A 12,932-nucleotide genomic window follows, 5' to 3' on the forward strand; every position below is an offset into this window, starting at 1 on the left:
GACACCTGGGCTGCGGCCCTGCTGGAACTGCTGCCACTGAGTGGTGGAGTGCTGCTCCAAATGATAAGAAAGACTTCGGTGTTTACGACGACCGCATCACCTTCACAGCCACCACTCGCAAGGGCGGTAGCTATACCTACAATGCTGGTGCCGACGGTAACACCTATGTGAATAAGGGCGTAACCAAATGGAACACCCAGAACGACAATGCCGACGTAGATGTAGCAGTGGGCAACCAGACTTCAAGCTGGAGCTTCGAGATCTACGACTGGGAGGATGCTGAGGGCAACGTGACCAAGCAGACCTACATCCAGCTGGCCAACAACACCGCATTCCCCTACATCTCGAGCGACGCTCAGTACGAGAATCCTAAGTTCCGTATCGAGACTCTCACAGCCACCAAGCTGGTGCTGGTTTACGATGCTCCTGATCGTGGTATCGCATGGCGCTACATCCTGACAAGCGCTCCCGATGAGCGTCTGGTAGAGGAGCAGGGATTCGATGCCAACAGCGACTTCAACCTCTGGAAGGGCATCACGCCTAACGCTACCTTCTACTTCAACCCAGGTTGGGGCACAGAGCGCACAGGCGAGATGGAAGCTGGCTACACTGGTGGAAACAACGACTACACCGTGACAGTTCCCGATGCTTGCTCAGACCGCTGGCAGGCTCAGTTCCACCTCCACACCGACCTGAATCTGAAGGCTGGAACCAACTACGACTTCTCTGTTATCTTCAATGCTGATAAGGATATCGACGGTGTGACTGTTAAGCTCACCGACGAGGCAGATGCCGATGCTATCATCGACGTAGCCGACGTGAACCTCAAGGCTGGTCAGGATATCGTATTCTGGCAGAGCGACATAGCAGGTAAAGACCTTTCTAAGGTGAAGTTGGTATTCGACTTCGGTCATGCTACCGGTGCTACCAAGATCAACGTAAGCAATGTGGTTATCAAAGATCACGCTAACGACGACGGCACCATCGTAAAGGAAGGTGGCGAAGTAGAGAAGCCTGTGATGGACTGGAACTATGAGAGCGGAGCCAACCTCTGGAAGGCTGTTGACGATGGTACAGTAGCCAGCGAGTTCGCTTACTGGTTTGCTGATGACAGCTGGACACAGATTACAAGCCCAGTATGTACACACAGTGGCGACACCTACGAACTCACCATGCCTGACGGTATCGGTGGCAGCCAGTGGCAGGGCCAGTTCCATATTGACACCCAGCTTAAGGCAAGTGCTTCGAAGGCCTACAACTTCTACTGTGTAGTAGAGGCCGACAATGATTGTGCCGGTATCACATTCAAGCTCACCGACGGTGGCGACAGCAACTTCCTGCTCGAGGAGCGCATCCCTGTTAAGGCCGACGAGCCACTCATCGTGAAGCGCGAGGGTCTGACACTGAAGGAGGGCGCTGATGCTGATGTTCTGCGCATGTTCTTCGACTTTGGTGGTACACCTGCTGGCACTCACGTGAAGATCAGCAAGATCTATCTCGAAGAGGCTGTAGTACTGAACTACGACGATCCTTCAAACCTGTGGAAGGGTGTTGACGATGGTTCAGTAAAGAGCACATTCGCCTACTGGTTCGCCAACGACGCTTGGACAGAGCTGGGCAACCAGCCTGTAGCTACTCGCAACGGCGACACTGTTGAGCTCACACTCCCTGAGGGTATGGGTGGCAGCCAGTGGCAGGGTCAGTTCCATATCGACACCGACCTGACAGCTAAGGCCAACAAGGAGTATCACTTCCAGGTAGTAGTAACAGCTGATGCCGACTGCCCAGGCGTAACTATCAAGCTCACCGACAGCGGCGATAGCAACTTCTTCTGCGAGGGTCGTCACGACATCAAGGCCGACGAGCCATACACATTCACACTGAAGAATGCTACATTGAAAGAGGGAACCGATGCATCGGCTATCCGTCTGTTCTTCGACTTCGGAGGATCAACACCTGGCGCAAAGGTGAAGATTAGTAAGATTGTCTTCAAGGAGGCATAACAAATAAAAAAATTGAATAATTAATGAAACGTTACATGTTTAACACTCTATTGCTCGCACTCACCGCAGTCTTTACTGGCTGCGGTGGGGGCAGCGATGACCCACAGCCCGCTGCTCCAACGATCACCGTATCGCAGGAGAGCATCAATGCACCTGCCGAAGGAGGCAGCTACACAATTAACGTTACCACCACTGGAAAAGAGTGGGGTGTTTATGCCGAGGGCGACTTTGTGAAGGCCACGGCTCAGTATGCTAACAATGCGGTGGCTGTGACCATCGACGAGAACCCTAATACCACGGAGCGTACAGGTAACGTCATCATTATGTCGGGTACTGCCCGTAAGAATATCACTGTGACGCAGGCCGCTGCTGCAAAGCCTGCCTACAACGCCCCCGATGGCTACACACTGGTTTGGCAAGACGAGTTCGAAGGCACCAGCAATCAGCTGAATGCCGCCGACTGGACCCACGAGGTGAAGAACTCAGGTTGGGTGAACCACGAACTGCAGAACTATGTGAACCAAAAAACGCCAGAGGGCCGGTTGGTGACCGAGGTTAAGAACGGCACCCTGCGCATCACCGCACGCAAGGAGAACGGAAAAATCTACTCTGGTCGTGTGTATGCCAAGGTAAAAGAGGGCTGGACCTACGGTTATATCGAGGCCAGCATCAAACTGCCAAAGGGCAAGGGCACATGGCCTGCCTTCTGGATGATGCCAGTGAACTTCAAGTCGTGGCCTGCTGATGGCGAGATTGATATCATGGAAGAGGTGGGCTATCACCCCAACTACGTATCATCAAGTCTGCATGCCAATGCACACGTACACTCTAACAACACCCAGGTGACCCACGAGATGAAATGCGATGGTGCCGAAGGCGAATTCCACACCTACGCTATCCTGTGGACAGCCAAGAACATCACCACCTATGTGGATGGTAAGGTTCAGCTGAGCTACGACAACCGTGGACTGGGTCGCGACGACTGGCCCTACGATGATCCGTTCTACGTGATCCTCAACCTGGCTTGGGGTGGCGACTGGGGTGGCGCTCAAGGCGTGGACGAGAGTGCACTGCCCGCCACGATGGAAGTAGATTACGTGCGTGTATTCCAAAAGAAATAAATGAAACCAAAAACAGTACTCTCAACTTTGTTGTTTATTGCTGCGGTCGGCTCAGCGCCGGCCCAGCAATATAAACAACTTACCGACGTGCCAACGGTGTATATCGAGACGGAGAACGCTCAGGACATCACCAGCAAGGAGAATTACCTGAAGTGTACCTTCACGATGGTGGACGGCGACAACACCACCCGCATCGAGAACACCCAGATAAGAGGACGAGGCAACTCATCGTGGTGGAACTCTGACAAGAAACCCTACCGAGTTAAGTTCGACAAAAAGCAAACACTGTTAGGTGAGGACTTTGCGAAAGCCAAAAGTTGGACCTTGCTGGCCAATCACGGCGACAAGACCATGATTCGCAATGCCCTGACTTATCAACTCGGACGTTTCATCGGCATGAAGTTCTGTCCGGCTGCCAAGTTCATCGATCTTTATCTTAATGGCAAATACCGCGGAACCTACCAGATTAGCGACCAGGTGCAGGTGCACAAAAAGCGCGTTGAGGTAGATGAGGACAACGGTTGGCTGCTGGAGGTGGCCAACGAGAACTCACGAGAGGAGCCCTACATCACATCCACCCGCTACGGCATCATGTACAACATCAAGAATCCTGATGACGAGCTGCTCACCATGGATAAGCGCATCGCCATCGGACAGTGGCTGGAGGCATTCGAGAAAGCAGTGGCCAGTGATGACTACCGCGACCCCGAGAAAGGTTATCGCGCCTATATCGATGAGACCGATTTTATTAACTGGTACGTAGGCGCTGAGCTCACGGGCAACATCGATGCACTTTACAGCATCTACATGTACAAGGAGGCCGACGAACAGAAGATGCACTTCGGACCGCTGTGGGACCTTGACTTGGGCTACGACAATAGCTCGGAAAAGAGTCTGCTGCGACAGATGGAGGCCTACTTAGGCTTGTGGAACCGTCCATTCGAAAAAATTCTGCAGCGCCTGTGGCTCGACCCTTGGTTTGCCAAGGCTTGCAACGACCGTCTGAACGCACTGGTAGAAGCCGGACTACAGCAGCACCTGATAGCATCTATCGACAGTTTGCGTGGTGCCATCTGGCAGACACAGGCTCAGAATTTCAAGGTGTGGCCCATCAACCAGCAGGTGTACAGCTTCGAGAAGCACAAGTACCACAACGACTACGACAGCTACATCAGCGATCTGAAGGCGTTTGTGAACACTCATATCCCCTATCTGCAGGAGGCCTTCGCCCAGAAGTTGAGTGCCACCGGTATCACACATGCCAAGACAACAGAAAAGAACAGCAGCACCCTCTACGACCTGCAGGGCCGAAAGGTGCAGCAACCCAATAAAAAAGGAATATACATCCAGAACAGACAAATCATAACAAAACAATGAAGAAAGCATTCGTTTATCTCTTTGCACTCCTGCTGATGGCCTGCAACGTGGGCAAGCAGAACGATGCCAATGGTTTCGTCACCATCAAGGGGCACGACCTCATCAAGCCTAACGGTGAGAAGCTTCTGATTCAGGGCACCAACCTGGGCAACTGGTTGAACCCGGAGGGTTATATGTTCGGCTTCGGACGTACCAACTCGGCGTGGATGATCGACCTGATGATGAAGGAGGCCGTGGGTCCCGACGCCACTGCCGAGTTCTGGCAGCAGTTCAAGGATAACTACGTGACACGTAAGGATATCGACTTCATTGCCAATCAGGGTGCCAACACCATTCGTCTGCCTTTCAACTACAAGCTGTTCTGCGACGAGGATTACATGGGACAGACAGGCAAGAAGGATGGCTACGCACGCATCGACTCGGTCATCACCTGGTGCAAGGCCAACAAACTGTATCTGATTCTGGATATGCACGACTGTCCAGGCGGACAAACGGGCGACAACATCGACGACGGACATGGCTACCCCTGGCTGTTCGAGAGCGAGCAGAGTCAGCAGTTGTTCTGCAAGATATGGCGCGAGATAGCCTATCGCTATCGTAGCGAGACTACCATTCTGGGCTACGAACTGATGAACGAGCCCATCGCCCACTATTTTGAGAACAAAGACTCACTCTACCAATTGTTGCAGCCGGTATATAAAAAGGCAGTAAAGGCCATCCGTCAGGTGGACAGAAACCACATCATCCTGCTGGGTGGTGCACACTGGAACAGCTTCTTCTGGATGCTGGACGACACCACCTACGACGACAAACTGATGTACACCTGTCATCGCTATGGCGGACCTGCCACCAAGGAGGCTATCAGTCACTATATCAACTTCCGTGACTCAGTGAACCGTCCGATGTACATGGGTGAGTTCGGGCATAACACCATGGAGTGGCAGCGCGACTTTGTGAAGGTGCTGAAGGATAACAACATCGGCTACACCTTCTGGCCATATAAGAAGGTGGACAACCAGTGCATGATGGGCATACAGCGCCCTGAGGGATGGGACAGCATCGTGGTGAAATATGCCGAGACATCGCGCAACACCTATCAAGAATGGCGCGAGGCACGTCCCGACCAGGCCAAGTTCCGCCAGCTACTGAAGCAGTTTGCCGAGAACTGTCGCATTGAGAACTGCACTCCTCAACAAGAATACATCCTAAGCATGGGAATGAGAAAAACTGAGAAGTGACAACTGAGAAGTGAATAACATAGAAAACAACGAATATTAGCAATGAAGAAATTTATCATGTCAGCACTCGTGATTGGCGCTACAACTATGGCGCAGGCACAGAGCCTGCCGGTATATCTCGACGAGAGTAAACCCATTGAGCAGCGCATCGACGATGCACTCAGCCGTATGACACTCGAAGAGAAGATTGCCGTGATACACGCGCAGAGTAAGTTTTCAAGTCCTGGTGTAAAGCGCCTGGGATTCCCTGACCTGTGGACCGACGACGGTCCTCACGGCGTGCGCCCCGATGTGCTTTGGGACGAGTGGGAACAGGCCGGACAGACCAACGACTCGTGCGTGGCCTTCCCTGCCCTCACCTGTCTGGCTGCCACCTGGAATCCACAGCTGGCACGCCTCTATGGAGAGAATCTGGCCGAAGAGGCACTCTATCGCAACAAGAGCGTGATGCTGGGTCCTGGCGTGAATATCTATCGCACCCCACTGGGCGGACGTAATTTCGAGTATATGGGCGAAGACCCATGGTTGGCCTCACGCATGGTAGTGCCCTACGTACAGGGACTGCAGTCGAAAGGTGTGGCTGCCTGCGTAAAGCACTATGCGCTGAACAACGACGAGGAGTATCGCCATCAGGTGAACGTGATTGTAAGCGACCGTGCGCTGCACGAGATTTATCTGCCTGCCTTCAAGGCTGCCGTGCAGGAGGGTGGTGCCTGGAGCATCATGGGTGCCTACAACCTGTATCAGGGTGTGCACAACTGTCACAACGCCACGATGCTGAACAAGATCCTGAAGAAGGACTGGGGCTTCGACGGTGTGGTGATCAGCGACTGGGGTGGTTGCCACGACACTGAGGAGGCCATCAACAACGGTCTCGACCTGGAGTTCGGCTCATGGACCAACGGTCTGAGCGAGGGCACCTCTAATGCCTACGACAACTACTATCTGGCAGTGCCCTACAAGAAACTGATACAGCAGGGCAAATATACCACCAAGGAGCTCGACGAGAAGGTGCGCCGCGTGTTGCGCCTGTTCTATCGCACCACGATGAACCGCAACAAGCCTTACGGATTCCTGTGCAGCGAGAGCCACTATCAGACAGCGCTTAAGATTGCTCAGGAGGGTATCGTACTGCTTAAGAATGAAAAAATGAAAGAGTTGAAAGGTGGAAGTTTGCTGCCATTGCAACAGCCATCACGCATCCTCGTAGTGGGCGAGAACGCCATCAAGATGATGACTGTGGGTGGTGGTTCTTCATCGCTCAAAGCCCAGAAGGAGATTCTGCCTCTCGATGGTATCAAGGCACGCTTTGCTGATGCCGAGGTGGATTACGTTCGCGGTTACGTGGGCGACACCGTTCAGAGCTACAACGGCGTGAAGGTAGGACGCTCACTGTATGAGACCCGTTCGCAGGCAGAGCTTACTGCCGAGGCTGTGGCCAAGGCTAAGGAGGCCGACGTGGTGATCTTCGTGGGCGGACTGAACAAGAGCGACTATCAGGATTGTGAGGGTCACGACCGCAAGAGCTATGATCTGCCTTACACACAGAACGAGGTGATAGAGGCTATCCTGAAGGTGAACCCACGTCTGGTATATGTCAACATCTCGGGCAACGGTGCTACCCTACCCTGGATCAAGAAGGTGCCTGCAGTGGTACAGGCTTGGTTCATCGGTTCTGAGGCTGGCGAGGCCATCGCATCAGTACTGGCAGGCGACGTAAACCCATCGGGCAAGCTGCCATTCACCTGGTATGCTTCACTCGACCAATGTGGTGCACACGCCACAGGCAGCTATCCTGGCACATGGCGCGAGGATTATAAGATTATCGACGAGGAATATAAGGAGGGTATCTACGTAGGCTATCGTTACACCGATGCCAAGAAGCTGAAGCCTCTCTTCGCTTTCGGTCACGGACTGAGCTACACCACCTTCAAGCTGGGCAAGGCCACCGCTAACACCCAACACCTGACACCCAACACTCAGATCACCTTCACCGTGCCCGTCACTAACACAGGAAAGTGTGCTGGCAGCGAGACAGTGCAGCTGTACATCGCAGCCAAACAGAGCAAGATAGATCGCCCTGTGAAGGAACTCAAGGCCTTCCAGAAGGTTTATCTGCAACCAGGTGAGACAAAGCAGGTGACACTGACCATCGGTGCCGATGCCTTGAACTATTATGACGAGGCAACAAGCAACTGGTGTGCAGAGCCTGGCAAGTATGAGGCGCTCATCGGCACAGCCTCTGATCAGCTCCCAACCAAATGCACATTCCAGCTGAATTAGATTCATACGTTATTTTTAAATTTTAGGTACACATATAGTTGATATTAGTTAGTAATTAGTAGTTCCAAAATGATTGATTACCAGGAATAACACGAAAAGGAGCCTGCATCACTGCAGGCTCCTTCATTTTTAGTGTTCTTGTCCTTATTATTATCGGATGAACAACAGCTCTCTGTACTTTGGCAATGGCCAGAGAGCGTCATCTACTATCAGCTCAAGTTTGTCAATCTGATAACGAATCTCATCGAGCTTAGGCTCTACCTGATCGTGATAGGCAATGGCCTTCTCGCGTTCGCACTCTATCTTATTAGCCTTCTTACGGGCCTCTACGAGCTCCTCTACGCCCTTCTCAATAGCAAAGGTGCGCTCGGCAATCTCCTGGATAATCTTCTTGTTACGGGCCGAGAGCTTATCGGCAGTATCGATGGGGAATACCACAGCCATGTGGTTCAAGTTGCTGAGCAGCTCGCTCTGGTAACGTGTAGCCACTGGGATGATATGGTTCATCGAGATGTCGCCCAGCACACGGGCCTCAATCTGAATCTTCTTGGTGTAGGTCTCCCACTTCACCTCATTGCGAGCCTCTAGCTCCTTCTTGGTCATCACACCCAGGCTCTCAAACATCTGGATGCTGGCATCGTCGAGATAGCGCTCAAAGATCTTTGGACAGCTCTTCTCTACATCAAGACCACGCTTCTCAGCCTCTGCTACCCACTCATCGCTGTAGCCGTTGCCATCAAAGCGGATGGGCTTACAAGTCTTGATATCTTCACGCAGCACGTCGATGATGGCGTGATAGGTAGCGCTGTGCTCTGTGCCCTTCAGTTTCTCAGTATATGCTGGGATGAGGGCATCCACACGCTTCTTGAAGTCAACCAATGCCTCAGCAACAGCAGCATTCAGAGCAATCATAGCACTGGCGCAGTTGGCCTCGCTACCTACAGCACGGAACTCAAAGCGGTTGCCGGTGAAGGCGAATGGAGAAGTACGGTTGCGGTCGGTATTATCGATGAGCAGCTCAGGAATCTCAGGAATATCCATCTTCAAGCCCTGCTTACCAGCCATAGCCAGTACATCATCAACATCAGCCTTCTCAATATGGTCGAGCAGTTCGCTTACCTGCTTACCAAGGAAGCTTGAAACGATGGCTGGGGGAGCCTCGTTGGCACCCAGACGGTGGGCGTTGGTTGCGCTCATGATAGAGGCCTTGAGCAGACCGTTGTGGCGATATACACCCATCAGTGTCTCAACGATGAAGGTGGCAAAGCGCAGGTTAGCCTCGGGGGTCTTACCAGGTGCATGCAGCAGCACACCATTGTCGGTACTCAAGCTCCAGTTGTTGTGCTTACCAGAGCCATTGATGCCAGCGAATGGCTTCTCATGCAGCAGCACACGGAATCCGTGCTTACGGGCAATGCGCTTCATCACCGACATCAACAGCATATTATGATCGACAGCAAGGTTAGTTTCTTCAAAAATTGGTGCCAGCTCAAACTGGTTTGGTGCCACCTCGTTATGACGGGTTTTTACGGGGATACCCAGCTCCAGTGCCTCAAACTCCAGGTTCTTCATGAAAGCCTGAACACGCTCGGGGATTGCACCGAAGTAGTGGTCGTCCATCTGCTGGTTCTTAGCAGAATCATGACCCATCAGGGTGCGACCGGTGAGCAACAGGTCGGGACGAGCTGCATAGAGACCCTCATCCACCAGGAAATACTCCTGCTCCCATCCGAGGTTAGAGGTTACTTTCTTCACTGTGGGATCGAAATAATGGCAAACATCAGTAGCAGCAACGTTGACGGCATGCAGGGCACGCAGCAATGGTGCCTTGTAGTCGAGCGCCTCACCACTATAACTGATAAAGACAGTGGGGATACACAATGTATCATCTATAATGAAAACTGGAGACGTGGGATCCCATGCAGAATAACCACGAGCCTCGAATGTAGAGCGGATGCCACCAGAAGGGAATGAAGAAGCATCAGGTTCCTGCTGTACAAGCAACTTGCCAGTAAACTCCTCTACCATACCACCCTTGCCATCGTGCTCGATAAACGAGTCGTGCTTCTCGGCAGTACCTTCAGTAAGGGGCTGGAACCAGTGAGTGTAGTGAGTGACACCATTCTCGGTGGCCCACTGCTTCATACCGGCAGCCACAGCATCAGCTACGGTACGGTCCAGACGGGCACCATTGTCGATCACATCGATCATCTTCTCGTACACGTCCTTAGGCAGATACTTGTACATTTTCTCACGATTGAAGACCTTCTTACCGAAATACTCACAAGGTCTCTCACTTGGTACTTTTACGTCGAGTGGCTTTTTCTTGAAAGCCTCACCGACAACCTGAAATCTTAATGCTTCCATAATTGCGTTGATTTAACTTATTTAATGATCGTTTTCATATTCTATTTCTCCTTCGAACACGAATGTTGCAGGCCCCGTCATATAGACATGATTGTCGCTCTCACGCCACTCGATGGTGAGCGTACCGCCATCCATCACAATCAGCGAAATGCGAGGTGCACGACCTGTCAACACGGCTGCCACAGCGGTGGCGCAAGCACCTGTACCACAAGCTTGGGTGATGCCACTTCCACGCTCCCACACACGGGTACGGATACTGCCATCGGCCTCCACGCGGGCAAACTCGATATTACAGCGCTGGGGAAAAGCGGGGTGATGCTCAAGCACATGCCCCCTTTCGCCTACCTGATCCACATCATCGGTAAAAATCACATAGTGGGGATTACCCATCGATACAAAAGTACCGTTTCCAGAGCAGCGCGTAGGGATAAACTGCGCATCGTTCTCCAATACGGGTTCGAGCATATCCACAGTAACCGAAGTTACCACCTTACCTTCTATATGTAGTTGCAGCGTTTTGATGCCAGAAAGTGTTTCGAGCTTAATCTCTGTCTTATCTGTCCACCCACACTCAAAGAGGTATTTTCCGATACATCGCGATGCATTGCCACACATCATGGCCTCACTACCATCGGCATTAAAAATTCGCATCGAGAAGTCAGCATCAGGTGTCGAGGGGGTGCCAATCAGCACCAGACCGTCGGAGCCAATGCCCTTATGGCGATCGCTCCAGGCGATAGCAGCCCGAGCTGGGTCGCTGATAGGATACTCTATGGTATTAACATAGATGTAATCATTTCCAGCGCCATGCATCTTGGTGAAATGAATCTTTCTGCTTTGTTTATTGTTTGTCATACCCTAAGCAATCCTAATGATTATTATTTGAGTGCAAAGTTAACACAAAATGCCATATACCACAAAAACTATTAACGATTTGTTTGCAGAAATATATGCAAATTACCATTCTGTAAGCAAACAGCGTTATTTTACTTACAATTTGTTATAGATTAAAAGCAAAATAGCCTATTTTGTAATAATCCGTAAAAAAAACTCGCAGATGGCTTACATCTGCGAGTTTGAGTAGGCATAAAGATGGCAATAGTCCACTTATGCTGATAAGAAAGCATGAACCTTTGCTGCTGTTTCGCGACCGCTGGCCAAGGCGCGCACCACAAGTGACGCGCCATTGGCCGCATCGCCACAAACAAACACATTATTAGAATAACTAGGATGCTCAGGCTTGAGGAATCCCATAGCCAGCAAGCAAAGTTCGGCTTTAATTATCTCGGGTTTACCTTTCTCTACCATGATAGGACGACCACCTTCGGGATTTGGTTTCCAGTCTATCTCCTGTACTTTCACGCCTGTCAGCTTTCCATCCTTACCCAAGAACTCAAGGGTGTTGATATTCCAGCGACGGGTGCAGCCTTCTTCGTGCGAAGAGGTGGTCTTAAGGGTACGTGGCCAGTTGGGCCAGGGGTTCTGAGGGTCGTCGGGACCTTCTACCGGACGGGGCATAATCTCAATCTGGGTAACGCTTTTGCAACCCTGACGGTGGGCTGTACCAATACAGTCAGAACCAGTGTCGCCACCACCAATCACGAGCACATCCTTGCCCTTGGCGCTGATGCGTTCATCCTTTGCAAACTCGATGCCTGCCAGCACACGGTTCTGCTGCGACAGCAGCTCGAGGGCGAAGTGCACACCTTTCAGTTCGCGACCAGGGGCCTTAAGATCGCGGGCGGTAGGCGTGCCGGAGGCGATTACGACAGCGTCGTAATCATTGAACATTGAACATTGAACATTGAACATTATTTCTTGTCCATATTTAAACTCGATGCCTTCAGCCTCCAGCAGGGCGATGCGGCGGTCGATGACAGCCTTGTTGAGCTTGAAGTTGGGGATACCATAGCGCAGCAAGCCACCTGCAGCCTCGTTCTTCTCAAATACGGTCACCTCGTAGCCCATGTGGTTCAGGTCGTTGGCGGCAGCCAGTCCGGCAGGACCAGCACCAATCACAGCCACCTTCTTACCATTACGCTTGATATCGGTGTTGGGCTGGATGACACCCTCCTGAAAGGCCATCTCGGTGATAGCACACTCATCTTCGCGGTTGGTGGTTGGCTCGTGGTTAAAACGGTTGAGTACACAAGCCTTCTCGCACAGTGCAGGACAGATACGACCAGTGAACTCTGGGAAGGGGTTTGTGCTGTTCAGCAGTCTATAAGCCAACTCCCAGTCGCCTTTATACAGGGCATCATTCCACTCGGGAGCTTTGTTGCCTAGTGGACAAGCCCAATGGCAGAAGGGCACGCCACAGTCCATGCAGCGTGAGGCCTGCAACTTACGTTCGCGCGTGTTGAGCGTCTGCTCCACCTCGCCAAAGTCGTGAATTCTATCATGAATGGGGCGGTAACCAGCCTCCTGACGATGTATCTCTAAAAATGCTTTTGGATTTCCCATCTTATTTAAAATTTAAAAATTATAAAATTAAAAAATGTAACAATTCATTTTTACATTATTTCATTTTTACATTTTTACAT

The 12,932-nt window shown here is 51.7% G+C and carries 8 protein-coding genes; 5 read left to right on the forward strand and 3 right to left on the reverse strand.

Annotation, left to right across the window (positions count from 1 at the left end; translation table 11 throughout):
• Positions 1-167 precede the first annotated feature (167 nt).
• Genes T360_RS0103100 through T360_RS0103120 form a run of 5 tightly spaced genes read left to right on the forward strand, consistent with a single transcriptional unit; the run spans position 168 to position 8,022 of the window.
• The gene (locus tag T360_RS0103100) at positions 168-2,003 is read left to right on the forward strand and encodes a hypothetical protein (protein ID WP_028911500.1); all 1,836 of its coding nucleotides are present in this window, start codon (positions 168-170) and stop codon (positions 2,001-2,003) included.
• A gap of 23 nt (positions 2,004-2,026) precedes the next feature.
• On the forward strand, positions 2,027-3,124 hold the full coding sequence (locus T360_RS0103105; protein WP_028911501.1) for a family 16 glycosylhydrolase: 1,098 nt from the start codon (positions 2,027-2,029) through the stop codon (positions 3,122-3,124).
• Positions 3,125-4,501 carry a CotH kinase family protein gene (locus T360_RS0103110; protein WP_028911502.1) on the forward strand — a complete coding sequence of 459 codons (1,377 nt, stop codon included), beginning with the start codon at positions 3,125-3,127 and terminating at the stop codon, positions 4,499-4,501. It abuts the gene before it with no gap.
• On the forward strand, positions 4,498-5,739 hold the full coding sequence (locus T360_RS0103115; protein WP_028911503.1) for a glycoside hydrolase family 5 protein: 1,242 nt from the start codon (positions 4,498-4,500) through the stop codon (positions 5,737-5,739). Before T360_RS0103110 ends, T360_RS0103115 begins: the two co-directional genes overlap by 4 nt.
• 42 nt (positions 5,740-5,781) lie before the next feature.
• Complete coding sequence (locus tag T360_RS0103120; protein ID WP_028911504.1) at positions 5,782-8,022, forward strand: glycoside hydrolase family 3 C-terminal domain-containing protein; 2,241 nt, start codon at positions 5,782-5,784, stop codon at positions 8,020-8,022.
• Positions 8,023-8,172: 150 nt separating this feature from the next.
• On the opposite strand, the gene T360_RS0103125 is transcribed toward T360_RS0103120, so the two are convergent.
• The 3 genes from T360_RS0103125 to T360_RS0103135 form a co-directional block, all read right to left on the reverse strand.
• The gene (locus T360_RS0103125; RefSeq protein ID WP_028911505.1) at positions 8,173-10,389 is read right to left on the reverse strand and encodes a glutamine synthetase III; all 2,217 of its coding nucleotides are present in this window, start codon (positions 10,387-10,389) and stop codon (positions 8,173-8,175) included.
• Positions 10,390-10,410: 21 nt separating this feature from the next.
• The gene (gene dapF / locus T360_RS0103130) at positions 10,411-11,244 is read right to left on the reverse strand and encodes a diaminopimelate epimerase (RefSeq protein ID WP_028911506.1); all 834 of its coding nucleotides are present in this window, start codon (positions 11,242-11,244) and stop codon (positions 10,411-10,413) included.
• 252 nt (positions 11,245-11,496) lie between these two features.
• Positions 11,497-12,852, reverse strand: a complete 1,356-nt coding sequence (locus tag T360_RS0103135) for a glutamate synthase subunit beta (protein WP_028911507.1) — start codon at positions 12,850-12,852, stop codon at positions 11,497-11,499.
• Between the last annotated feature and the right edge of the window lie 80 nt (positions 12,853-12,932).

The sequence above is a fragment of the Prevotella sp. MA2016 genome (genome assembly GCF_000619825.1).
Lineage (GTDB): Bacteria > Bacteroidota > Bacteroidia > Bacteroidales > Bacteroidaceae > Prevotella.

Excerpts from the sequence above, each read along its gene's own strand:
- T360_RS0103105 (WP_028911501.1), top strand. The coding sequence starts at position 2,027 with ATGAAACGTTACATGTTTAACACTCTATTGCTCGCACTCACCGCAGTC.
- T360_RS0103110 (WP_028911502.1), top strand. The coding sequence starts at position 3,125 with ATGAAACCAAAAACAGTACTCTCAACTTTGTTGTTTATTGCTGCGGTC.
- T360_RS0103115 (WP_028911503.1), top strand. The coding sequence starts at position 4,498 with ATGAAGAAAGCATTCGTTTATCTCTTTGCACTCCTGCTGATGGCCTGC.
- T360_RS0103120 (WP_028911504.1), top strand. The coding sequence starts at position 5,782 with ATGAAGAAATTTATCATGTCAGCACTCGTGATTGGCGCTACAACTATG.
- T360_RS0103125 (WP_028911505.1), bottom strand. The coding sequence starts at position 10,389 with ATGGAAGCATTAAGATTTCAGGTTGTCGGTGAGGCTTTCAAGAAAAAG.
- dapF (WP_028911506.1), bottom strand. The coding sequence starts at position 11,244 with ATGACAAACAATAAACAAAGCAGAAAGATTCATTTCACCAAGATGCAT.
- T360_RS0103135 (WP_028911507.1), bottom strand. The coding sequence starts at position 12,852 with ATGGGAAATCCAAAAGCATTTTTAGAGATACATCGTCAGGAGGCTGGT.